General features: G+C 65.2%; 22 protein-coding genes. 9 read left to right on the top strand and 13 right to left on the bottom strand.

Annotated features, from left to right (window positions below):
- Nucleotides 1–17: 17 nt before the first annotated feature.
- The 6 genes from L2Y97_RS20320 to L2Y97_RS20295 all read right to left on the bottom strand — a co-directional run bounded on the left by L2Y97_RS20320 (nt 18) and on the right by L2Y97_RS20295 (nt 4,539).
- Nucleotides 18–338 carry a CcdB family protein gene (locus L2Y97_RS20320; RefSeq protein WP_247430285.1) on the bottom strand — a complete coding sequence of 107 codons (321 nt, stop codon included), beginning with the start codon at nt 336–338 and terminating at the stop codon, nt 18–20.
- Nucleotides 338–592 carry a type II toxin-antitoxin system CcdA family antitoxin gene (locus tag L2Y97_RS20315; RefSeq protein ID WP_247430283.1) on the bottom strand — a complete coding sequence of 85 codons (255 nt, stop codon included), beginning with the start codon at nt 590–592 and terminating at the stop codon, nt 338–340. The genes L2Y97_RS20320 and L2Y97_RS20315 overlap by 1 nt, the downstream gene beginning before the upstream one ends.
- A gap of 147 nt (nt 593–739) precedes the next feature.
- Nucleotides 740–1,663 (bottom strand): Grx4 family monothiol glutaredoxin, encoded by a 924-nt coding sequence (gene grxD, locus L2Y97_RS20310; protein WP_247430281.1) that lies wholly within the window; start codon nt 1,661–1,663, stop codon nt 740–742.
- Nucleotides 1,664–1,737: 74 nt separating this feature from the next.
- Nucleotides 1,738–2,607, bottom strand: a complete 870-nt coding sequence (locus L2Y97_RS20305; RefSeq protein WP_247430278.1) for a UDP-2,3-diacylglucosamine diphosphatase — start codon at nt 2,605–2,607, stop codon at nt 1,738–1,740.
- Nucleotides 2,608–2,680: 73 nt separating this feature from the next.
- Nucleotides 2,681–3,295 (bottom strand): SGNH/GDSL hydrolase family protein, encoded by a 615-nt coding sequence (locus tag L2Y97_RS20300; protein ID WP_247430275.1) that lies wholly within the window; start codon nt 3,293–3,295, stop codon nt 2,681–2,683.
- Complete coding sequence (locus L2Y97_RS20295; protein WP_247430272.1) at nt 3,295–4,539, bottom strand: aminotransferase class I/II-fold pyridoxal phosphate-dependent enzyme; 1,245 nt, start codon at nt 4,537–4,539, stop codon at nt 3,295–3,297. The genes L2Y97_RS20300 and L2Y97_RS20295 overlap by 1 nt, the downstream gene beginning before the upstream one ends.
- 119 nt (nt 4,540–4,658) lie before the next feature.
- On the opposite strand from L2Y97_RS20295, the gene rsgA reads away from it, so the two are divergent.
- Nucleotides 4,659–5,714, top strand: coding sequence for a ribosome small subunit-dependent GTPase A (gene rsgA, locus L2Y97_RS20290; protein WP_247430270.1), 1,056 nt, complete (start codon nt 4,659–4,661; stop codon nt 5,712–5,714).
- A 9-nt stretch (nt 5,715–5,723) separates the two neighbouring features.
- Here the strand turns inward: rsgA and L2Y97_RS20285 are convergent, their stop codons facing one another.
- The 4 genes from L2Y97_RS20285 to L2Y97_RS20270 are packed head-to-tail and all read right to left on the bottom strand — an operon-like array spanning nt 5,724 to nt 10,289.
- Nucleotides 5,724–6,761 (bottom strand): Csu type fimbrial protein, encoded by a 1,038-nt coding sequence (locus L2Y97_RS20285; protein WP_247430267.1) that lies wholly within the window; start codon nt 6,759–6,761, stop codon nt 5,724–5,726.
- Nucleotides 6,743–9,019, bottom strand: coding sequence for a fimbria/pilus outer membrane usher protein (locus L2Y97_RS20280; RefSeq protein WP_247430264.1), 2,277 nt, complete (start codon nt 9,017–9,019; stop codon nt 6,743–6,745). The genes L2Y97_RS20285 and L2Y97_RS20280 overlap by 19 nt, the downstream gene beginning before the upstream one ends.
- 25 nt (nt 9,020–9,044) lie before the next feature.
- Nucleotides 9,045–9,776 carry a fimbrial biogenesis chaperone gene (locus tag L2Y97_RS20275; protein ID WP_247430261.1) on the bottom strand — a complete coding sequence of 244 codons (732 nt, stop codon included), beginning with the start codon at nt 9,774–9,776 and terminating at the stop codon, nt 9,045–9,047.
- Between the two features lie 6 nt (nt 9,777–9,782).
- Complete coding sequence (locus L2Y97_RS20270) at nt 9,783–10,289, bottom strand: Csu type fimbrial protein (protein WP_247430259.1); 507 nt, start codon at nt 10,287–10,289, stop codon at nt 9,783–9,785.
- A 400-nt stretch (nt 10,290–10,689) separates the two neighbouring features.
- Between L2Y97_RS20270 and L2Y97_RS20265 the strand changes: the two genes are divergently transcribed.
- Genes L2Y97_RS20265 through L2Y97_RS20240 form a run of 6 tightly spaced genes read left to right on the top strand, consistent with a single transcriptional unit; the run spans nt 10,690 to nt 15,703 of the window.
- Nucleotides 10,690–11,628 carry an alpha/beta fold hydrolase gene (locus tag L2Y97_RS20265; RefSeq protein WP_247430256.1) on the top strand — a complete coding sequence of 313 codons (939 nt, stop codon included), beginning with the start codon at nt 10,690–10,692 and terminating at the stop codon, nt 11,626–11,628.
- A gap of 7 nt (nt 11,629–11,635) precedes the next feature.
- Entirely contained in the window at nt 11,636–12,040 is a 405-nt protein-coding gene (locus L2Y97_RS20260; protein ID WP_247430254.1) for a hypothetical protein, read from the top strand.
- Nucleotides 12,033–12,227 carry a helix-turn-helix transcriptional regulator gene (locus L2Y97_RS20255; RefSeq protein ID WP_247430251.1) on the top strand — a complete coding sequence of 65 codons (195 nt, stop codon included), beginning with the start codon at nt 12,033–12,035 and terminating at the stop codon, nt 12,225–12,227. The genes L2Y97_RS20260 and L2Y97_RS20255 overlap by 8 nt, the downstream gene beginning before the upstream one ends.
- A gap of 4 nt (nt 12,228–12,231) precedes the next feature.
- On the top strand, nt 12,232–13,800 hold the full coding sequence (locus L2Y97_RS20250; protein WP_247430248.1) for an alpha/beta hydrolase: 1,569 nt from the start codon (nt 12,232–12,234) through the stop codon (nt 13,798–13,800).
- Nucleotides 13,797–14,531, top strand: a complete 735-nt coding sequence (locus L2Y97_RS20245; RefSeq protein WP_247430245.1) for an ABC transporter ATP-binding protein — start codon at nt 13,797–13,799, stop codon at nt 14,529–14,531. The genes L2Y97_RS20250 and L2Y97_RS20245 overlap by 4 nt, the downstream gene beginning before the upstream one ends.
- Entirely contained in the window at nt 14,528–15,703 is a 1,176-nt protein-coding gene (locus L2Y97_RS20240) for an ABC transporter permease (RefSeq protein ID WP_247430242.1), read from the top strand. Before L2Y97_RS20245 ends, L2Y97_RS20240 begins: the two co-directional genes overlap by 4 nt.
- Nucleotides 15,704–15,807: 104 nt before the next feature.
- Here the strand turns inward: L2Y97_RS20240 and L2Y97_RS20235 are convergent, their stop codons facing one another.
- The gene (locus tag L2Y97_RS20235) at nt 15,808–17,922 is read right to left on the bottom strand and encodes a TonB-dependent receptor family protein (RefSeq protein WP_247430239.1); all 2,115 of its coding nucleotides are present in this window, start codon (nt 17,920–17,922) and stop codon (nt 15,808–15,810) included.
- Between the two features lie 126 nt (nt 17,923–18,048).
- Between L2Y97_RS20235 and L2Y97_RS20230 the strand changes: the two genes are divergently transcribed.
- Nucleotides 18,049–18,885, top strand: coding sequence for a class I SAM-dependent methyltransferase (locus tag L2Y97_RS20230; RefSeq protein ID WP_247430236.1), 837 nt, complete (start codon nt 18,049–18,051; stop codon nt 18,883–18,885).
- A gap of 1 nt (nt 18,886) precedes the next feature.
- On the top strand, nt 18,887–19,429 hold the full coding sequence (locus L2Y97_RS20225; protein WP_247430234.1) for a pseudouridine synthase: 543 nt from the start codon (nt 18,887–18,889) through the stop codon (nt 19,427–19,429).
- Here L2Y97_RS20225 and L2Y97_RS20220 read toward each other — a convergent pair.
- Together L2Y97_RS20220 and dgoD are read right to left on the bottom strand one after the other, a co-directional pair.
- Nucleotides 19,410–20,525, bottom strand: coding sequence for an ATP-binding protein (locus tag L2Y97_RS20220; protein ID WP_247430231.1), 1,116 nt, complete (start codon nt 20,523–20,525; stop codon nt 19,410–19,412). The two genes, L2Y97_RS20225 and L2Y97_RS20220, sit on opposite strands and share 20 nt — an antisense overlap.
- A gap of 72 nt (nt 20,526–20,597) precedes the next feature.
- A complete protein-coding gene (gene dgoD / locus L2Y97_RS20215; RefSeq protein ID WP_247430228.1) occupies nt 20,598–21,749 on the bottom strand; it encodes a galactonate dehydratase in 1,152 nt (383 codons plus the stop codon).

Here is a 21,749-nt window from a genome sequence, read left to right as displayed (position 1 = left end):
CGCGCACCCACAAGCACTTAGCCGTAGGCTTGGCTGGTCAACTCGTCCAACGCATCGACGATAGCCTGGCCTTCATGCTTGAGCGTGGCCAGTGGTGCGCCGAGGAGTGTCTTGGGGATGGAGACGATTTCCAGCGGCTGCAGTACCACCGGAGCGCCGTCAATGATGAACGTCGGATTGAAACGCTTGCTGAAAACGCGACCGAAGTCCTTCGCGTGAATGAGTGGCGCCACAACACGCCGATCCGAGTGATCGAAAGCTGCTGACTGAATAACGACCACGAAGGGGATGAATTGCCTGAGCTTGCCGGGATTGGCATGGATGTCGAACTGCGCCATCAGAGCGTCGAGAACTCGTCTGCAAAGGATCCATGTTCGCGTACGAACGTATTCCAGCCACCTGCCGCCTGTTCGAGCTCGCGCTTGTTCTGCTCAAGCACGCCCTTCCGCTGGGCGACAAAGTCGGCAAGCAGCGACTCGACCTGGGCGGACAGATTCGACGTCAGCTCACGAGCCTGTGCAACCAGATCGACGTTCAGCGAGAGGTTGAATGGGCGCTTGGGCGCCGAAGCGTCGTAAATGGCGATGGCCATGGCCGAGTCCAGGGAGAGTAGGCGATGAATCAACTATATGCGCATGGATGCGCATGGACAAGGGCTCCGTTCTTGCGGGCGGCAATGGGAAAGGGCAAAAAAAAGCGCCCTCGTGGGGCGCTCTTTCTTCTAACCGGAGGGCTGGGCTCAGTAGAGCGGCACGGTGGGGTCGACCTCGCGGGCCCACGCGTCCATGCCGCCATCCACGCTGTAGATCTGGGTGAAGCCGTGGGCGGCCATGCGCTCGGCGGCACCGCGGCTGGAGATGCCGTGGTGGCAGATGAACGCGATGGCGGTGTCCTTCGGCAGCGCAGCCAGGGCTTCGTAGCCCTCGTCCTCGAGGATGCGGGCACCCGCCAGCGGGGCGGCCATGGCGCGGCCGTGGGCCGGGCGCACGTCGACCAGGATGAGGTCGCCCGCGGCCAGGCGGTCCTTCAGTTCGTGCACGGACATGCCATGGACCTCGGTCGCACCCGGGAACTTCAGGCTGAGGCCTTCGCCCTGCACGGTGCTGACCCAATCGATGATGATGCCCTTCGCACGCTGGGCGCTGCCCGGGTCGAAGTGCACCTCGATGCCGTTGGCCACGGTGATGATGTCGTGGTCGCCGCCCGGGGCGAGCTGGAAGCCGGCGCTATGGTCCGGGCCGATCTCCAGGTGCAGGGCCATGCCCTGGGCATTGGCCATGCCACCGCGGATGGCCTCGGCGGCCTTGTCGGTGATCGTGATTTCCGGCGGGGTGCGGTCCGGCGCGCTGGCGCCAAACAGGGTGTACAGCTCACCGCTGGTGTACATCTGGCGAATGATGTCCGAGCCGCCGACCAGCTCACCCTTCACGTAGAGCTGCGGGATGGTGGGCCACTGGCCGTATTCCTTGATGCCCTCGCGGATTTCCGGGTCCTCCAGCACGTTCACGGTGTGGTATTGCTCGACCACGTCGTTCAGCGTGTTGGTGGCGGCGGCGGAGAAGCCGCACATCGGCTGCTGGCGCGTGCCCTTCATGAACAGCACGACCTCGTGCTGGGCGAGAAGGGCTTCGATGCGCTCGCGGGTGGGGGTATCAAGAGCCATGGAGGGGATCACCACAAAGGGAAAGGGGGCCATTTTACCGGCATCCCTCGCACATGGGCGCTATCAAAACGAAATCAACCCGCCAGAGACGGTTCCATGGTCAAGGTAGACAGGTCGGTCCGGCAATCGGCCAGCGGGGCGAAGGCAAGCACCACCTCGGGCGAGGGCAGGACGGTCTCACGGCTGGCGCGACCGAGGGGCGTGTAGCGCTCGGTCCAGTGCACCAGCTCCATGGCGCCGGTGAAATCCTCCACCAGCGCGGTGCAGTGTTCGACCCAGTCGCCATCGTTCAGGTACAGGATGCCGTTGATCGGCCGCATGTGGCCAAAGTGGATGTGCCCGCAGATGTGGCCATCGAGGCCGCGTTCGGCGGCATCCGTCGCCACCCGCTGCTCATAGCCACGGATATAGGCCATGGCCAGGCCCACATGCGATTTGATGATGATCGACAGGGGCACGTACGGCAGCTCCATGCGCCGGCGGACCGCGTGCATGCGCCGGTTGGCCCAGCAGATCACCCGGTGCATGGCATCGCCCAGCACGGTAAGCCAGCGCTTGCCGATGTGTTCGGGATCGAACTCATCGCCGTGGCTCACGCGGTAGCGGCGGCCATCGGCACCCTCGTGCAACGCATCCAGTTCCACGCGGATGCCGGCGATGGTCGAGCCGGCCAGGCCGCGCATCTGGTAGTCGTGGTTGCCGGGTATGTAGATTACCTCGACACCGCGTGCGGCGATCGCGATCAGTTCCGCGATGACGGCGCTGTGGTCAGGGTGCCACCAGTGCCGTTTCGCCAGGGCCTCCAGGTCGATGATGTCACCGACGAGGTAGAGCCGCTCGCAATCGACACTGTGAAGGAAGTCCAGGAGATAGGCGGCCTTGCAGTCCGGGGTGCCAAGGTGGACATCCGAGATGAAGGCGCTGCGACACGTGAGCTTGGCCATGGCGGCAGTTTCCGGGGTTGTCCCGGGACGCCAGTGTCGGGGCACGCTGTAACGAACGGATGGCGCGGGTGTTTCAGGAACGTTGCGGGGGCAGCTCGCGCAGGGCGGTACGCGCTTCCGGCAGGATCGCATCGGCCCACAGGCCGTATTGCCGTGCCGACGGATGCAGTCCGTCGTCGACGACTTCACCGGCGTGATCGCGAGAAATGCCCGTCACATCCACCCAGCGTGCGAACGCACGGTGCGCCTCGTCGCGCGCGATCGCATTGAACGCATCGATCTCGTGGGCGATTGCGGCACGGTCGCGCCCTTCAGCGAAGGGCGTAACACCCCAGTCGGGAATCGAGACGACGATGACACGGCGGGCATCCCCAGCCAGCACGACCGCCCGCTCGAGCAACGCCAGGAACTGCTCGCGATACTCCGCCAGCGAGCGTCCGCGGTACTGGTTGTTCACCCCGATCAGTAGCGTGACCAGTCCATAGCCGGGCGCAAGGTGGGCCGCGTCCATTGCCGCCGAAAGCTCGTCGGTCGTCCAGCCTGTGGTCGCAACGATTCGCGGCGCCAGCAATTCGACGTGTTCGTCGTGCAGGCGCGCCACCAGTTGCACGGGCCAGCGGCCCTGCTCGGGCACGCCCTCGCCGATCGTGTACGAATCGCCGAGGGCGAGGAACGCCGGGGCCACCATCAGGCGACCGCGCTGGTGAGCGGCTTGTCCTCGGCGGCCATGCGGGCCAGGACGCGGTCCATGCGCGTGAACACCTCGGCCAGCTGTGCCGGTTCAGGCAGCAGCGTAAGGCGCAGGTGGCGGCTGGCGTGCAGGTTGAAGCTGGTACCTGGCACAACGAGCACTTCTTCCTCTTCGAGCAGGCGCAGCGCGAACGCGGTGTCGTCGAAGTGGGCGATGGCGTCGGTGCGGATCCACGGGAACGCGTAGATCGCGCCGCCGGGTGCCACTACGTCGAGGTACGGGCTGCATGCGACGTTCTCGAGAACGATGCGGCGTGCTTCGTGCAGGCGTCCACCCGGTGCAGTGAGCTCACCAATCGTGGGCTTGTCGAGCAGGGCAGGGCGTACGGCCCATTGTGCCGTGACGTTCGCGCACAGGCGCAGCGCGGCGAGCAACTGCAAGGCATCCCGATACTCCGCCACGCGTGCCTTGTTGCCTGAAAGGCTCATCCAGCCCACGCGATAACCGCAGGCGCGGTGCACCTTCGACAGGCCACCGAAACTCACGCAGGGATGATCGCCAGCCACTGCGGCGAGCGGCTGGAACGGCGTGCCGTCGTAGAGAATCTCGTCGTAGATCTCGTCACACAACAGCAGCAGGCTGTGACGGCGGGCGACCTCCACGATGCGTTCCAGCAGTGCCTTGGGGTACACGGCACCGGTGGGGTTGTTCGGGTTGATCAGCACGAGGGCGCGGGTGCGCGGGCCGACGAGCGCATCGATCTCATCCGGATCGGGCAGGTGGCCGTTCTCCGCCAGGCAGCGGTAATAGCGCGGGCTGCCATCGTTGAGGATGGTGGCGGCGCTCCACAGCGGGTAATCCGGGCTGGGCAGCAATACTTCATCACCGGGCTGGAGCAGCGCGCGCAGCGAGATATCGATCAGCTCGCTCACGCCATTGCCGATGAACACGTGCTCGACATCGACGCCCTGGGCGCCACGGGCCACCTGCTGGGCCACGATGGCTTCGCGGGCTTCTTCCAGGCCCTGCTCGTGCCCGTAGGCCTCGCTCTCGCCCAGGTGCCCGGCGATGGCCTGGCGCAGGTGCGCCGGCGTGGTAAAGCCGTAGCGGCCGGGGTTGCCGATGTTGAGCTTGATGATCGGCCGGCCGGCCGCTTCCATGTCACGGGCGCGCCGGGTGAGCGCGCCGCGGATTTCGTAGCGCACCTCCGCCAGGTGCGCGCTTGGCTTGATCGAAGACACTTTCTGGTACTTCCGTTGCGCCCCGCCAGGCCCGTCCGGGCGGTCGTCACCTGATCCTAACAGCGTCTGGATGGCCTCGCGAGGCGGAATTCGGGCCGGGAGCGGGCATAATCGCGGGCATGACCGATCCTGCGGACCTGGCGCGCCTGCGCCATATTGGCTGGCGCGACGATGCCCTGCCTGATGATCCACGCCGCCTTGCGCGCGTCGTGGCGCAGCACCGTGCCGGCTACGAAGTGCACGACGGCCACGAACCGTTCAACGCGCAGCCGGCCGGCCAGTTCCTGAAACGCGGCCTCGACCCGGCCCTGCGCCCGGCCGTCGGCGATTTCGTGCTGCTGTCGCGCGCGAGCCATCCGGTGATCGAAGCGATCCTGCCACGCCGTTCCACCCTGACGCGCGCCGCCGCCGGCGAGCGTTACGAACGCCAGGTGATCGCGGCCAATATCGATTTCGTGATCGTGCTTACCGGCCTGGATGGTGATTTCAATCCATCGCGCATCGAGCGCTATCTCACCCTGGTGGAAGGCTCGGGTGCCCGGCCTGTGGTGTTGTTGAGCAAGGCGGATACCGGCGTCGACGTGGAGGCAGCGGTGAACGAGTTGCGCGCACGCCTGCCGGCCGATGCCGCGGTGCACGCCATCAACGGCAAGGATCCGGCGACGGTGCAGCTGCTGGCGCCTTACCTCGGGCCAGGCATGAGCGTCGTACTGGTCGGTTCATCGGGTGCAGGCAAATCCACGTTGACCAATACGCTGCTTGGCGAAGAGAAGATGGCTACCGGCGCCGTGCGCAGCCACGATAGCCGCGGCCGGCACACGACTACGCATCGCGCCCTGCTCAGCCTGCCTTCGGGCGGCTGCCTGATCGATACCCCGGGCATGCGCGAGCTGAAACTGACCGGCGAAGAGAATCTGGACCTGTTCGCCGATATCGAGACACTGGTCGCCCAGTGCCGGTTCACCAACTGCACACATGGCAAGGAGCCAGGTTGCGCCATCCAGGCGGCGCTGGCATCCGGTGAACTGTCGCCCCAGCGCTGGCGCAACTTCCTCAAGCTGCACGAGGAGCGCGAGGAGCAGGCGGCGACGATGGAAGCACGCCTGCGCCGTAAATCCAGCCCGAAGCCCGGCGGCAAACCGCGTCGTGGCGGCTGGTCGCACGACGACGATTGACCCGCGCCGTCAGTACGTGACGGTGACCTTGATGATGTCGCTATACGCGCCGGCGACCGCCGCGGGCTGGGTTGGCACGCGGCCGTAGACGGTCAGGGTCTGCTCGGCCCCGCTGCCGCTCGCCGTGGCCGTATCGGTATTGACGGTGTTGCCCCAGCGCTGCGTGCGCGCCGAGTCGCGGTAGAGCTCGTAGGTGACGAATGTGCCCGTTCCTGATGCCATTCGTCGTATGGATGTCGTGCCCGCGTTCTGGCCGTTATCCAGGCCCACCTGATAAGCGGCCCGGTTGGTGCATGTCGCACGGATCAGGGATGTCTGGTCGGTATTGGTGCGCAACAAGCCGGATACCGAGCCAAAGTTCAGATCGGTGGCCGTGCCCACCGTGCACTTCGCGGCCACGGAGGCCGTGGCGTTCGTCGATGGCCCGGCGACGGTAGCAGCGGCCGCCGTGCCGCCGGCCGTGCAGCTGGCGGGGTAGGTGCCCAGCGAAAGCAGCGCCTCGTTGTAGCTGTACGTGAGTGCCGTCCCCGAGGTGCCGCCGGCGATCGTGCCCGTGTAAGAGCCCGGCGACAGCGTGGATTGCCCCGCGGTCACGCGGCCGTATGCCGTGATCGTGCCGGTGATCGCGCTGCCGTTGTTGAGCAGCGGTACCTGCGCGGTGATGAAGAAGGGTGTGTAGGTGACGTTGTTCACCACGCCCCAGATCGCCGTGCGCGTCGGGTCTTTGTACACGTTGTACTGCATGCGGTCGGTCAGCGCATCGACCATGGTACGTGGCGCCAGGTTGCCCAGCGCATCCTGGCCCAGGCTGACGCACATGTTGATGTAACTGCCATAGAGAATCCCCAGGAATCCGGAGTACGTGCAGCTGTAACCAATGGTGGCGGTGGTGTCGACCGTACCTGCGGTGGGGTCCACGGCACCAAAGGCGAAATTAGTGACACTGGTGATGCTGCACGTCGTCGTGGCGCTGGCACGCGGCGCGGCGAACAGTCCCGCGCAGGCAAGCAGGAGAATGGCGAGCCACTTCATGGCGATGGCCTGCATGGCAAGGGACCGAGTTGCGGCAGATCGCGCGCATGGTCGGGGTAGATGAGTTCGGTGGTGCAACGCGTGCCGTCGGGCCGGGTGACGATGAGCATCGTGCTGCCCTTGAGGTTATCGAGGTAGGCCTGGCCGTCGTAGCCGACGATCGCCGGCTCGCCGCGCCCGGTATCCACCATGGAACCCAGTGCGAGTGGCGTACCATCGGGTTCAACCAGCGTGGCCAGCGCCGCGCGTACCCGCGTCACCGGGAAGCGAACGATCACGCCGGAGCGATCGGCGGGCGCGACCACACTATCCACCCGTTGCACACGCTCGTCCGCCGGCAGGTCGATCGGATCGATCGCGAGCCGGTTGTCCTGCCATGCGTTGAGCCGCGAGACCAGAAGCAGCCCGTTGCTGTCGGTGACGCCCGTCCGGCGGTTCTCCAGCAATACCGGGATATCGGGTGCTCCCTCCGTCGAGACCAGCGCAAACGCATCATCGATCCGGCGCGCGGTGAACGCATGCCCGCCCATCAGCACCAGGGCGCCGTTGGCGTCGGCGTATGTGTACGACGAAGGGCCGATGGTGCTGGCGCCCATGGTCAACTGGCCGTGGTTGCCCAGCCAGCCGACCTCGCCCAAGCCACCGGCGGCCTCGCCACTGCGACCCTGCACGTGCCAGCCAAAGCCGCCGTCGCCCTCGATGGGGTGGTTCGCATCCAGCGTGCCAAAGGTCTGGTCGCGGTCGCGTTGCGCGGAGGCGGTATAGGTCGTGCGCTCATCCAGTGCCCAGGTAAGGCCGAGGAAGAAGCTTCGATCCGCGTGGACGTCGAGGTTCTGGTTCATGCTCGCATTGATGGAGATGCCACGCGACAGGTTGCGCAGCACGAACAGGCCGGCGTACCGCGACGCCGCCTCGCCCGGGTTACGCAAGCGGACGTAGTTAGCACCGAAGCTCGATTCACGCACGTTAAAGCCGATCAGCGCGCGATCGCTTTCACGCGGCGGCGGCGCACCGTAGCTGGACGCCACGTCGCGGTAGCGCGCATTGCTGCGCAGCGTATCGAGAGAGAAGTTCATGTAGCGCCCGCTCCAGGAAAAGCCTGCGCCGTATTGCGCACCACCGTTACGCGATGCGGCATAGGAGGCATTCACGACGCCCGCGCCGAACGGGTTCCACACGGCGCCCAGGCCCGCGGTGCTGCGGCCGGCGCCGGCTTCGGCGTGCGATTCCAGCGTGAGCTGGTCAGTCATGCCACGACGCCATGTGCCACTGCCCACGGGATCATCGCCGTAGTCGAACGAGTTGATGCCGTAGGCCTCGCGTACCGTGCCCAGTTCCACGGACCAGTCGTTGAGCCCGGCGCGTAGTAGCTGCCGCGCGGCGTAGAACGGGAACGTGACCGTGCTCGTGCGGCCCAGTGCATCGGTGAGGACCACCTGGGCCTGGCCGGATTGATCCACGGCGGGGACCGCGGTGAGCTGGAAGGGGCCCGCCGGCACCTTGCCGGTGTACTGGCGGATGCCATCGACGTACAGCTCGACGGAGGACGGCGCGGTGGCCTCGCCAAAGAACTGCGGCAGCGGTGTCGTGACGCGATAAGGCTGCAGGGCGAAGTCCGTGCCTATCGCAACACCGCCAATGCGCGTGGCCCGGCTCCACGAGGTGTAGCCAGTGAACGTATCGCCCACCGTGACCACCGTGGAACTATCCGGGAACGACAGTCGCCATTGCGTATCCAGGCGCACGCTGGTGCCATGCCAGCTACCGTCGGCATCCTGGTAGCGGCGGGTGAGCGAGGTGTTGCTCAGCACGCCCATGTTCTCGCTGAACGCACGCAGCTCCGCGAGGCCGCTGACATTGCCCTGGCCATCGCCGTGCGCCGCGTAGATATCGTAATTGAGCAACAGGCCCGTACCGCTGCTGGCCTTCGTCGCCGAGCGCTCCGGCTGGTTCAGTATGCGCCTGGGCAGGTCCAGCCTGCCGTTGGGCACGTCGATCGTGACGCGCTGCTGGCCCACGTCGTAGCTGTAACGCAGGCCCTGGATATCGAGGAGGCACTGCATGTCAGCGCCGGGGGGCAGCACGAAGCCCAGGCCGCGCAGATCGGCGGCTTTCGCGCACAGGGTCTGCCCGCGGCGGGTGAAATGCATCAGGCGTTCAGTCGCCGTGCCATTGAGCACCACTTCAAGGTAAAGGTCCTCACCATCCACGCCCATCCGCGGATCCATGGTGGGCGGCGGAATGGCATCGGAGGGGTGATCCAGCGCGTGCACGGTGGCGACCTTGAGCGCGAGGACGCTAGCGGCTACCCGCGTCCACGACCAACGTCGACTCGCTCGCCTCACCATTGATCCTCGCGCGTAATGCGCCAGCCTGGCGCGCTTCCGGTGGCAGGGGCCAGCTCATGGTGCTGCCGGGCAATGCGTAGCCCACCAGGCCGGGGAGAAGTGAGGTGTTCTTGCCGGCACCGTCGTGCCGGCTTACGTCGGCGATCTGGGCGTGGCCGGTCCCGGTGTTTTGCACACGCAGGCGAGCGCCATCGGGGGAGGTATCCACGGTGGCCTGCAGCGTGGCGTTGACCGTGGGATCGCCCGCGGGTGCGATGAAGACGGGGATGGAATAACGCAGCACGAACTTCAGGCCGGTCTTGTCCGCACCGCCCACGGGCAATTCGTCGACCACGACGCGATAGGCGGATTCCTTGCCATCGGAGGGAGGTGCCACCTGGCGGATGACACGCACGAGCTGGCGGTCGCCGGGCGCGACCGTCACCATCGGCGGGCTCACGACCAGGTCTTTCGATGCCTCGAGCACGTCCTTCCCATCCACCTGGGTCCAGCGGAACACGCGCACCTGGGCATGCAAGGTCTCGCTACCGGTGTTGGTGAGCCACATGGCCTGCGCCTGCTCGGCCGCGGCCAGGTGCAGGCCGATGGGCGAAACCTGCAGGCCACTGGCGAACGTGGGCGCCGCCACGCCCACCGCGAGCGCGGCCAGGAGCAGGGTGAGGCGGAACGCGCGCAGGTACACCGTGGCCTAGTACGTGATCGTCGCGGTGATCACATCGGCATAGCTGCCGGCCGGGAAGTTCGTCGACGGCACGCGGCCATACACGGGCAGGGTCTGCACGCTGCCACTACCCGTGCCGGCGAGGACATTGCCGCTGCCACCGGTCGTGCTGCCCCATACATCGGCCGCCGTGCGCGTGGCGGCGCGGTAGAGCTGGTAGGGCACCTGCGAGGTGCCGTTGCTCATCTTCCGCGAGTTCACATCGGTGCCGTTCTGCCCGTTATCCAGCGCGATCGTGTACGGCGCGCTCGGGGTGCAGTTCACGTTGAGCGCGCCCTGGTTATCCACGTTGGTGGCGGTCGAGGGCTGCGAGCCGAAGTTCACGTCGGTCGGCGCCGTGGTGCTGATATCGCACGCCGCCGTGATGGTGATGCGTACATTGAACGTCGTGGTGGCCGTGGCCGCGTGGGCGCTCCCGGTGACAAAAGCGAACGTGGCGGCGGCAGCGAAAGCGAGATTGCGGATCGTGTTCATGTGGGCTCTCCAGGCGTCCACCGCGAAGGTGTGTCGGCGCGACGCACTTCCGTCACGTGCAAGGTTCGGGACTACGCGTGCCGTGGGAAGTGAAATTCACCGTCTGCTGCCGGATCGGCCTACAGATGCCGAATGCGCTTAGCAAAGTGACAAGGGTGCTTGACTTTCGGTTAGGCGAAACCGGCAAAATATCCTGTCGCGACAGATATCTACCGTGGTGTTGTTCGACGCGGACTGACGTGCCGCGTCGCCTTGCGCCCGGCCGCGTCGGGATCCCGTCAGGGGGTGACGCATGTCACAAAATACGGATGTAAAGCATCCTTGACATGGTGGCTGAGGGGCGGCAGGATGATGTCAAGCGTGCTTGACACGCTCCACGCCAACGAAGAGGGGTTCGAACATGTCGTACCGCATCGTTTTCCGCGCCGCCGCCCTGCTCATGGCCGCCGCAGCAGCCTCCACCCTGCATGCCGCCACGCCGGGTGCCACGGCCGCCGCCAGTGCCACCCGTGCCACCACCGTCGGCACCCTCAGCGTCGAACGCCACGGCAGCGCCGGGCGCCCGGTCATCCTTATTCCCGGCCTGGCGGGCGGCCCCTGGGTGTGGAAGGACACCATCACCGACCTCGAGAAGAACCACGTCGTCTACGCCGTGACGCTGGCCGGCTTCGACGGCACCCCCGCCCCCTCCGCCGACGGCAACTGGATGGATCGGGCCGATGCCTCGCTGGCCGAGTTCATCCAGAAGAACCATCTGGATAAGCCCATCCTGGTCGGCCACAGCCTGGGTGGCACGCTCGCCCTGCGTTTCGCGGGCCGCCATCCGGACCTGACGGGCGGCGTGGTCGCGGTCGATGGCCTGCCCATCTTCCCTGGCATGGAGCGGGTCACACCCGAGCAACGTGGTGCCATCGCTGCCCAGCTGAAGGCGAAGACCGAGGGCGCGACGCCGGACGAATTCAAGGCGCAGCAACTGGCCTACATGCAGTCCATCGGCACGCTGGACCCCGCGACCGCCGAACGCGTGGCGCCGTTGAATGCGCGCAGCGACCAGAAGGCCGTGGCACGTTACATGGCCGAAGATGCTGGCGCAGATTACCGCGGCGAGCTGAAGGCGGCGAAGGCGCCGATCCTCGAGATCACGGCGTACTCGGAAAAGGACGCGCAGATGGGGCCGATGAAGATCACGCAGGAACAGAAGGTGGCGTACTACGCGTCGTTGCTCGCCGATGCGCCGAACGCCAAGGTGATCGCCCTCGCACCGTCGCGCCACTATGTCATGCTCGACCAGCCTGCCGCCTTTGGCAAGGCGCTCAACGATTTCATCGAGGCCCACTGATATGGCGATGCGTGCCGTCCACAAACGCTACCTGCGTGAGTTCTTTCCGGCCATGGCAGGTTACGTGGTGCTCATCTTCGCCTCGGTCTCGTGGTTGAAGACGCTGGACGGTACGCTCGCCCGCACCATCGTGACCTTGCTTCCCGTCATCCCCATCGCATTCGTGATCCGCGCCATGATCCGCGTGATCCGTGACCAGGATGAACTGGAGCGGCGCATCGACCTGGAGGCTATCGCGATTGCCGGTGCGCTGGGTGGCTTCGGCTTTTTTTCCTACGGCCTGCTGTTGAACGCCAAGGTGCTGGTCGCACCGGATGCGGCGGCCATCGCTATCTGGGTCTTCCCGATCCTGATGGGCCTGTTCGGCATCACCAAGTGCGGCATCCGCCTTTACTACCGCACCCATGAATAATCGTGTTCGCGAGCTACGCACCGAGCTTGGCTGGTCGCAGGCCGACCTGGGTGAGCGCCTGGATGTCTCGCGGCAGACCGTGAACGCTATCGAGACGGGCAAGTACGACCCAAGCCTGCCGCTGGCATTCAAGATCGCCCGGCTGTTCTCGCTTCCCATCGAATCCATCTTCACGCCGGAGGCATGAAGGCATGAAACGCGCACCCCGCACCGCTGTCGTTGTCGCGATCCTCGTGGCCGCCTTTGCCGGACGGCAGGTGATCCATCACGGCAAGGCCGATGCCACGCCCGAGGCGCGACCGGCGCCTGCCGCCGAGCTTGCACCCGCAGCCCCGCGCGAATGGAAACTCGGCTCCCTCGTGTTCCATCCGTGCGAATTGCCGCAACCGCATTCCGGCCTGTCCACTGCCGCGTGGTGCGCGCCCTTCCAGGTTCCCGAGGACCGCGAGCACCCCGATGGCCGCAAGCTCGACATGCGCCTGGCGGTCGTGCGCAGCAGCGCGCAGGTACCCGCGGATGATCCTGTCGTGTTCCTCGCGGGCGGCCCTGGCCAGGCGGCGACTGAAACCTATGCGAGCATCGCGCCCGCCATGGGGCTCGTCCTGGCGCATCGCAACGTGGTGTTGCTCGACCAGCGCGGCACGGGTGGCTCGCACCCGTTGAGCTGCCGCGAAGGTGACGACCACGATCTACCCGGTGGCTCGGAGGAGAGTCGGGGTGTGGACGTGGCCGCCGTGCGCAAGGAGACGCAGCACTGCCTGGACAGTCTCTCCGCGCAGGCGGATGTGCGCTTCTACACCACGACGGATGCCGTGGCCGACCTGGAAGACCTTCGCAAGGCGCTGGGTTCACCGAAGCTCAATGTGCTGGGTGTGTCGTACGGCACGCGGGTGGCGCAGCAATACGCCATGCGCCACCCGGATGCCGTGCGCACGCTTACCCTCGACGGCGTGGCCCCCAATGCCCTCGTGCTGGGGGAAGATTTCGCCGTGAACCTCGATGCGGCGCTCAAGGCCCAGTTCGCCCGCTGCGCGAACGACGAGGCCTGCCGGGCACGCTTTGCCGATCCGTATCAGACGCTGTACCAGTTGCGTGATGCCCTGCGCGCCAACCCGCACAAGGTGAGCTTCCGCGATCCGCAGACCTATGCCAGCACGCAGCGCACGCTGAGCGAGTATGTGCTCGCGACGGTCGTTCGCATGTTCGCTTACTCGCCGGAGACAGCCGCACTGCTTCCGCTATCGATCGATGCGGCGGCGCGCGGCGATGTCGGTCCCTTGCTGGGGCAGGCCAAGCTGCTGACCGGTGATCTCGGCGACACGATGGATGGCGGCATGCAGTACTCGGTCATCTGTTCCGAGGACGCCGATCTGCTCACTTCCCGGCCGCAGGACAAGGACACCATCCTCGGTGACAACATGATCGAGGCGTTCCGCGCCGCCTGCTCGGTGTGGCCGCATGGCAAGCGCCCGGCAGATTTCCACCAGCCGCTACAGGGGCCGGTGCCCACGCTGCTCATGTCGGGCGAGTTCGATCCGGTCACGCCACCGCGCTATGGCGATGAGGTGCTGAAGGGCCTTCCGAACGGCCGTCACTTTGTGCTGAGGGGGCAGGGCCACAACGTCATTGCGCGCGGCTGCATGCCACGGCTGCTGGATCAGTTCATCGACAAGGCGGACGCCCGCAGCCTGGATGGAAAGTGCCTTGAGCGTCTTTCACCGGCGCCTGTATTCGTCGGTTTCAACGGAGCCACGCCATGATCGAAGTAAAGGATTTGCGCAAGGCATTTGGCGAGGTGCATGCCGTGAGCGGCGTGAGCTTCACGGCGCGCGATGGTGAAATCACTGGCTTGCTCGGCCCGAATGGCGCGGGCAAGACCACGACATTGCGGATGCTCTACACGTTGATGAAGCCGGATGCCGGGCAGGTCCTGGTCGATGGTGTCGACGCCGCGACCGATCCGGTGGCAGTGCGCCGCAGCCTGGGCGTACTGCCCGATGCGCGCGGGCTGTACAAGCGCCTTACCGCCGCGGAGAACATCACGTATTTCGGCCGTCTGCAGGGCATGCAGGAAGCCGACATCACGCGCCGTCGCGAGGCACTGATCGATGCGCTGGAGATGCGCGACATCGCCGCCCGGCGGACGGAAGGCTTTTCACAGGGCCAACGGGTGAAAACCGCCATCGCCCGCGCGCTGGTGCATGATCCCCGCAATGTGTTGCTCGACGAGCCCACCAACGGCCTGGACGTGATGGCGACCCGCGCCATGCGCCGCTTCATGCACCAGCTGAAGGACGAAGGCCGCTGCGTGCTCTTCTCCAGCCACATCATGCAGGAGGTGGCCGCGCTATGCGATCGCATCGTGGTTATCGCCCATGGCCGGGTAGTGGCCGATGAGACGCCCGCCGCCCTGCTGGAACAGACCGGGCAGACCAGCCTTGAGGAAGCGTTCGTGAAGATCATCGGTACCGACGAGGGACTGGCCGCATGAACGCCTTCACCGCCGTCTACTGGAAGGAAGTGCGTGAGAACCTGCGTGACCGGCGCACCTTGATCAACGCGCTGATCACGGGGCCGCTGCTTGGGCCGGTGCTGTTCATCATGTTGATGAACGTCATGGTGAACCGTGAGCTAGCGCGGGCCGACCAGCCGATCCACGTGCCCGTGATCGGTGCCGAGCTGGCGCCGAACTTCATGAAGGCATTGAAGGGTGCTGGTATCGACGCCGATCCCGCCGTGGCCGATCCGGAGCGTGCCGTGCACGATATGCGCGCCGATGTCGTGATCCGCATCGCGCCGGACTTCGTGAAGGCCTGGGAGAAGGGCCAGTCGGTGCAGGTCGAGCTGGTGTACGACTCATCGCGTCGTGATGCGAACACGGCAGTCGCGCGTGTGCGCAGCGTGGTGGAAAGCTATGCCCGCCGCGAGGGCGCCATGCGGCTCATCGCCCGCGGCCTGTCGCCCTCCACCGCGTGGCCGGTGACAGTGGCCGAGCGCGACCAGGCGACCTCGCAATCGCGTTCCGCGTTGATGTTCTCGTTCCTGCCGTACTTCTTCGTGCTTACCGTGTTCATGGGCGGTATGTACCTGGCCATTGACCTCACGGCAGGCGAGCGCGAGCGCCAGTCACTGGAACCGTTGTTCGTGAATCCGGTGGCGCGCTGGAAAATCCTGGCCGGCAAACTGGCGGCGATCTGCACGTTCTCGATTATCAGCCTGTTGCTGAGCGTTTCCGCGTTCGCCACCGCACCGTGGTTCATTCCCACCGAAAAGCTGGGCATCGCGCTCGACCTCGGGCTGCATTTCGGTGCGCAGGTGGTGCTGCTCATGCTGCCGTTGATCGTATTGCTGGCGGCGCTGCAATCGCTCGTCTCGGCGTTCGCCAAGAGCTACCGCGAAGCGCAGACCTACCTGTCGATTCTCATGATCATCCCGATCCTGCCCAGCGCACTGTTGTCGGTGATTCCGATCAAGCCGGAAGCATGGATGTACGCGGTGCCGCTGCTGGGCCAGAACCTGGGCATCGTGCAGCTGCTGCGTGGCGACGGGATCACGGGGCAGGAGCTGGCCTTGTGCCTCGCCGGTGGCTTCGCGGCGGCGGCACTGGCGGTGTGGGCGACGGCCGCGATGTACCGCTCCGAGCGGCTCGCCATCTCCGCGTAGGAGCCCACCCTGTGGGCGACATCTTTCGCGACGACGTAGCGGGCGCTGTGGCTCCCTCGCGAACGGCGTCGCCCACAGGGTGGGCTCCTACCGTGTGATCGGCGTTATCGCCACCGCACATCCACGCCGACCAGGAACGTCCGCCCTGGCGCCGGCTCGAAATACCGCCCGTTGCCATCATTGACGATAACCGACCCGATCACATGCCGGTCGGCGAGGTTATCCACGCGGGCAAAAGTGTTCACCCGCCACGGGCCGTTATCGAAGATGTACCCGCCTGACAGGCCGAACAGTACGTAGCCAGGTGCCACGGCGGTGCCCAGATCGTTGGCCGTGGTCGAGCCCATCGCGTTCATGTCGATCCCCGCCTGCACGCCCGTTTCCCTGCCGTACTTCAGCGCCGCGTAGCCCATGGAGCGCGGCACGCCCGGGATACGGGTGCCGGCCGCCACGGGGGTGTCGGGTGCGGCACACCCGGCCGATACGCAGGTAAGGAACGGCGTGCGAAAGCTGGCTTGCAGATGGGTGTACGACGCCAGCAGGTGCAGGTCCTGCGCAAGCTCGCCGTCGAAGGAGGCCTCGATGCCCTGCCGACGTGAGCGGGCGATGTTCTGGTATGTGGTGCGGCCGCCCACATTCGTGGCGACGGCAAGTTCGTTGTCGCTGTCCGCCCGGAACACGGCCACGCCCGCGCTGATCGCATCGGTCGGGCGCAGTTTCAGGCCCACTTCCATGTTCTCGGATTTCGACGGCTTCAGGTCGAAGGCCAGGCCGGCACCGCCATCGGCGCGGTAGCCAATCTCGGAGAACGTCGGCGTCTCGAAGCCACGACCCCAGTTCGCGTAGAGGTGCGCCCAATTGGCCGCTCGCCACAGCACGCCGAATACGGGCGTCGTCGCGCTATACCGCTCGCTACCGCTATCGTCGGGGTTGCCCGGCACGATGTATCGGTCGGTGGAACTGAAGTGCACGTCGCTATGGCGAACGCCACCCATCAGCGTCCACGCATCGGCCACGCGCCAGGTCGCCTGGGCGTACTGGTCGAAATCGAAGACGCGGTCGATCTCGTCGCGACGCAAGGCGCCACGCACACCGAGCATGCTGCCGACGAAATTGTTATAGCCCTCACGGTGTTGGTGCTGGTTATCGTAGGCGACGCCCGTGGCAAATTCGAAGGGGCGGCCCAGGAGTTCGTGGCGCCACGTCCAGCGCGCGTCGCCGCCGCCATAGGCGTTCCCGAGGTCCACGACACCGCCGGAGTTGCCAGGTTGCGAGAGCTGGGTCGCCACGGGAATGGAAAGATACTGCGTGACCGTGCGCTGGCCGTAGTAAGTCATCACGCGCAGGCTGTTCGCGTCGTCGATGCGCTGGTCGTAAATAAGGCCGGCCTGCTGCTGGTCGGCGGATTTGCGTGTATTGAACGTATCCGCCACGCTGGCGACCTGGCGCGGATCCGCGTGAAACTGCGCCTTGGTCAGGCCGAGCGGGTCCTGCGCGCCGGGGATGTCAACCGCGTTCAGAACGAGAGTGAGCTTCCGGTCCTCATCGATCTTCCAGCCCAGCTTGGCGTTGCCGGACTCGCGCCGTGCGGCGCTGTGGTCACGGTAGCCACTGGTGCGGAAGTGGCTGAGATCGATGTTGTAGTCGACCGGGCCTTCTACGCCGCGCGCGTTCGCCGAGGCGCGGAACACGCCGTTGCTGCCGCCCGCTACGCCGAAGCGAAGCTCTGGGGGCTCCGTGCCGTCGGCGGTAAACAGCTGGATCACACCCCCGGACGCGTTGCCGTAGAGCGCTGAAAAGGGCCCACGCAGCACTTCCACGCGCTCGGCCGAATCGAGGTTGAAATGGGTGACCTGGCCCTGGCCATCGGGCATCGTCGCCGGGATGCCGTCGGTATACAGGCGGATGCCGCGAATGCCGAAGGTGGAGCGTGCGCCGAAGCCGCGGATCGAGATCTGCGTGTCCTGCGCGTAGTTCTGTCGATCGCGTGCGGTGACGCCAGGAATCGATTGCAGGCGTTCGGAAAGATTCACATCGAGCGTGCCATCGGGCGGCGTTCGAACCGAATCGATGGCCGCCGGGATGTCATACGGCGACTGCGCGGTGCGCGTGGCGGTTACAACCACGGGGGCCAGTGGCTGGGCATCCTGCGCATGGGCCGAAACGGTCAGCGCAAGAAGGATGGCACCCACGAGGCGACGGGGCGGGGGGAGGGGCATGGGGATCTTCCCTGTGGGGAAACCGGATGATGCTCGTTCATTCGTGAGGGGTACCGCAAGGCACGCGTCGTCGCAGGCAGGCCCGTGCTAGCCTTCCGGCCCTGTCCCCCAACGGTGGTAGTCGCCATGAAGAAGCTCATCCTCGCAGGCCTCGTCGGTTTCTCCCTCCCGGCTGCCGCCATGGCGCTCGAAGCCGACCAGCCGGCCCAGGCAACACCGCCGGCCAGTGCCAGCCAGGCCTCTGCCGCCCAGCTCGACCAGGCGATCGCAGGCAAGTGGCGCGATCCGAAGAACACCGCTCGCGACGTGTACCGCCATCCCAAGGAAACGCTGACCTTCTTCGGCATCCGCCCGGACATGACCGTGATCGAGATCTGGCCGTCGGGTGGCTGGTTCACCGAGATCCTGGCGCCTTACCTCAACGCGCATGGCCACTACATCGCCGCCGTGCCGCCGGGTTCGAAGAGCCGCACGGCGCTCGAGAACAAGTTCAAGTTCGGTCCGCAGCAGTACTCCAACGCCAAGTTCGTTGAGTTCGACAACAAGCAGCCCACCCTCGGCCCGGATGGCTCGGCCGACATGGTGCTTACCTTCCGCAACGTGCATAACTGGGCGGCTGATGGCAGCGCCGAGGCCATGTTCAAGTCGTTCTTCAAGGTACTGAAGCCGGGTGGCGTGCTGGGCGTGGAAGATCACCGCGCGGACAAGGGCAAGACCCTGGATCAGGTGGTCAACAGCGGCTACCTGCCCACCGATTACGTGATCAAGCTCGCCACCGATGCCGGCTTCAAGCTGGATGGCCAGAGCGAAGTGAATGCGAACCCGAAGGACAATCACGACCACCCCAAGGGGGTGTGGACCCTGCCGCCGACGTACGACATGGGCGCAACCGACAAGGCCAAGTGGCAGGCCATCGGTGAATCCGATCGCATGACGCTGCGTTTCGTGAAGCCTGCGCAGTAACGTGCTGGTCGCCCTGAACAAACCTTTCGGGGTGCTGTGCCAGTTCACCGACGAAGCCGGCCGGCGTACGCTGGCCGACTTCGTGACGCAGAAAGGTGTCTACGCCGCCGGGCGGCTGGACCACGACAGCGAGGGGCTGCTGTTGCTGACCGATGACGGAAAGCTGCAGCACCGCCTGGCCGATCCGAAGCACAAGCAGCCGAAGACGTACGTGGTGATGGTGGAAGGCACGCCCACGGAGGAAGCGCTCGATAGGCTCCGCCGCGGTGTCGTATTGAATGACGGGCCGACACTGCCGGCGGGTGCGGAGCTCATCGATGCGCCCGAATGGCTGTGGCCACGTGACCCGCCCGTGCGCTTTCGCAAGACGGTCCCTGACGCATGGTTGCGGATCACGCTGCGTGAAGGGCGGAACCGACAGGTGCGCCGCATGACGGCCGCTGTGGGCTTGCCGACGCTTCGCCTGATTCGGGAGGCAATTGGTGACTATCGACTTGACGGGCTCGAGGTTGGCCAGACTCGAATTATTGATTCGCGTCGATAGCCCGCAACTGAAGTAGTGTCGCGCGATCTTCGATTTCATACTCTCCGTGACGTCCCGTTGGCCCGACAAGTTCCATGCGCATTAGCTTCTTTAGCGCAGCTTGCACTCGTGCGGGGGTCAACTTCTCGCTTGTGTTGATACGAGCGGAGAGCCATTCGAGCGCTTCGGAGCTATACACCGAGGGGTGGGCGGGCTGCGCAAGCAGATTCATGACGCCGAGTTCGAGGGGCTTGAGTTCGTCCAGGACGGATCCAAGCCCGGTGTCGTTTTGTGCATGCACCCAGCGGCCCATGGCTGCATCGATATCACCATTGCCTGCAATGAGCAGGTGCAATATCACTTCATTCAAGAACTCCGGCGTCCGGCCAAGTGTCTCGAAGGCGGCATCCAGCGCTTGCTTGCTCACGACCGCTTGCGTGCGCAGACGAAGGAACGAAAGCCGATCTTCGATAAATGCATCGCCAAGATCCGGTAATTGAACCGCCATGGCAGAGGCAAAAAGAGGAGCTTTTTGCTGGCGGAACATGCTGTTCAGGCCGTCACGCGACGAGCCGGTATAGAACACAAGAAGCTTTCCCTGAAGCTTTTGGATGACCGTTCGCAGTGCCGCCACGAAGTCCTCGCGCTTCGCGCCGGCAAGTGCCTGAACCTCATCGAGAATGAGTAAGGTCACTCCTTTGTCGGCCAAGGCGGTCAGCGCGACATCGAGCCTGTTCTCGAGCACGGGATCCGCGGCGAAGCCGACGGGTTCAAGCGTCGACTCGATCGTAGCGGCGCCCGCGCTTGCCTTCGCCTTGAATTCTTTGAAGCGAAGCTTCCGTCGCCAACCGCTTTGGCGTGATTCCAGAAAACCCTCAAGTGCTTCCACTAATGCGAGTTCGGGCTCGCCACGTCGTCGCCACAAGTCGATGTACAGGGTCTGCCATCCGCGATCATTCGCCGCGGGGATGAGTTCGTGGCGAACGAATGATGTCTTGCCCTGACGGCGAGGGGCGAATAGCGTGACACCTTGCTTCAGCCCGCTGGTGAGGATTTGAAGCACTTCTTCGACCAAGGGCCCGCGCGGGAAGTAGGGGAGGTCGAAGGACTGGGTCACGAAAGATTATCCACAATTATCCAGATATGAATAATTGTGGATAATATATATAAATGCAAGCGATTCAGTTGTTTACCACTCCGCGACCGACCCATCCGGGTGCCGCCACAACGGGTTGCGCCAGTCCTGCACGTCGCGGCTGCGCTCGATCACCAGCTCTTCGTTCACATCGATACCCAGGCCCGGGCCGGTAAACGGCAGGGCGTAGCCGCCATCATCGAGCTTCAGCGCCTCCTTGTTGCGCACGTAATCGAGCACCTCGCCACCCTTGTTGTAGTGGATACCCATGCTCTGTTCCTGCAGCGTGGCGTTCCAGCTAACGAAATCCACATGCAGGCACGCGGCCAGGGCGATGGGGCCGAGCGGGCAGTGCGGTGCGAGCGCCACATCGTAGGCCTCGGCCATGGCCGCGATCTTGAAGCACTCCGTGATGCCACCGGCATGCGACAGATCCGGCTGGATGATGGAGATGCCACCACGCTCCAGCACGCCTTTGAACTCGTAGCGCGAATACATGCGCTCGCCGGCGGCGATGGGGATGGACGTCTGCGCAGCGATTCGCGGGTAATACTCGGCCTGTTCGGCCAGCACGGGTTCTTCGATGAAGAGCGGGCGGAACGGCTCCAGTTCCTTCACCAGTACCTTGGCCATCGGTGCGGACACGCGGCCGTGGAAATCCAGGCCGAACTCGATGGTGTTGCCGAAGGCTTCGCGAATCTCCGCCACCTTGGCCACCGCGGCATCCACCTGCTTGCTGGAGGCGATGATCGACATCTCCTCGCAGCCGTTCATCTTGAACGTATCGAAGCCGTGGGCGAGGCGCTCCTTCATCTGCGCGATGATGTCCGCCGGGCGATCGCCACCGACCCAGCAGTAGGTCTTCATGCGATCACGCACACGGCCGCCGAGGAGTTCGTAGACCGGCGCGTTAAGCACCTTGCCCTTGATATCCCAAAGCGCCTGGTCGATGCCGGCCATGGCGCTCATGAACACGGCGCCGCCGCGGTAGAAGCCGCCGCGGTACATGGCCTGCCAGAGATCGTTGATGTGCGCCGGATCCTTGCCGATGATGAACTCGGAAAGTTCATGCACCGCCGCCTCGACCGTGCGTGCGCGCCCTTCCACGACCGGTTCGCCCCAGCCGATGACGCCCTCGTCGGTTTCCATTTTCAGGAACATCCATCGGGGTGGAACGCGGTACGTGGTGATCTTGGTTACTTTCAT

It is taken from the genome of Luteibacter aegosomatissinici (genome assembly GCF_023078495.1).
In the GTDB taxonomy this organism is placed as follows: Bacteria; Pseudomonadota; Gammaproteobacteria; order Xanthomonadales; family Rhodanobacteraceae; genus Luteibacter; species Luteibacter aegosomatissinici.
The sequence above is the reverse complement of the archived record's forward strand: the minus strand, read 5'-3'. Positions and strand labels throughout refer to the sequence as shown.

Coding starts and splice junctions, on each gene's coding strand:
- L2Y97_RS20320 (WP_247430285.1), bottom strand. CDS start 338: ATGGCGCAGTTCGACATCCATGCCAATCCCGGCAAGCTCAGGCAATTC.
- L2Y97_RS20315 (WP_247430283.1), bottom strand. CDS start 592: ATGGCCATCGCCATTTACGACGCTTCGGCGCCCAAGCGCCCATTCAAC.
- grxD (WP_247430281.1), bottom strand. CDS start 1,663: ATGGCTCTTGATACCCCCACCCGCGAGCGCATCGAAGCCCTTCTCGCC.
- L2Y97_RS20305 (WP_247430278.1), bottom strand. CDS start 2,607: ATGGCCAAGCTCACGTGTCGCAGCGCCTTCATCTCGGATGTCCACCTT.
- L2Y97_RS20300 (WP_247430275.1), bottom strand. CDS start 3,295: ATGGTGGCCCCGGCGTTCCTCGCCCTCGGCGATTCGTACACGATCGGC.
- rsgA (WP_247430270.1), top strand. CDS start 4,659: ATGACCGATCCTGCGGACCTGGCGCGCCTGCGCCATATTGGCTGGCGC.
- L2Y97_RS20285 (WP_247430267.1), bottom strand. CDS start 6,761: ATGCAGGCCATCGCCATGAAGTGGCTCGCCATTCTCCTGCTTGCCTGC.
- L2Y97_RS20270 (WP_247430259.1), bottom strand. CDS start 10,289: ATGAACACGATCCGCAATCTCGCTTTCGCTGCCGCCGCCACGTTCGCT.
- L2Y97_RS20265 (WP_247430256.1), top strand. CDS start 10,690: ATGTCGTACCGCATCGTTTTCCGCGCCGCCGCCCTGCTCATGGCCGCC.
- L2Y97_RS20260 (WP_247430254.1), top strand. CDS start 11,636: ATGCGTGCCGTCCACAAACGCTACCTGCGTGAGTTCTTTCCGGCCATG.
- L2Y97_RS20255 (WP_247430251.1), top strand. CDS start 12,033: ATGAATAATCGTGTTCGCGAGCTACGCACCGAGCTTGGCTGGTCGCAG.
- L2Y97_RS20250 (WP_247430248.1), top strand. CDS start 12,232: ATGAAACGCGCACCCCGCACCGCTGTCGTTGTCGCGATCCTCGTGGCC.
- L2Y97_RS20245 (WP_247430245.1), top strand. CDS start 13,797: ATGATCGAAGTAAAGGATTTGCGCAAGGCATTTGGCGAGGTGCATGCC.
- L2Y97_RS20240 (WP_247430242.1), top strand. CDS start 14,528: ATGAACGCCTTCACCGCCGTCTACTGGAAGGAAGTGCGTGAGAACCTG.
- L2Y97_RS20235 (WP_247430239.1), bottom strand. CDS start 17,922: ATGCCCCTCCCCCCGCCCCGTCGCCTCGTGGGTGCCATCCTTCTTGCG.
- L2Y97_RS20230 (WP_247430236.1), top strand. CDS start 18,049: ATGAAGAAGCTCATCCTCGCAGGCCTCGTCGGTTTCTCCCTCCCGGCT.
- dgoD (WP_247430228.1), bottom strand. CDS start 21,749: ATGAAAGTAACCAAGATCACCACGTACCGCGTTCCACCCCGATGGATG.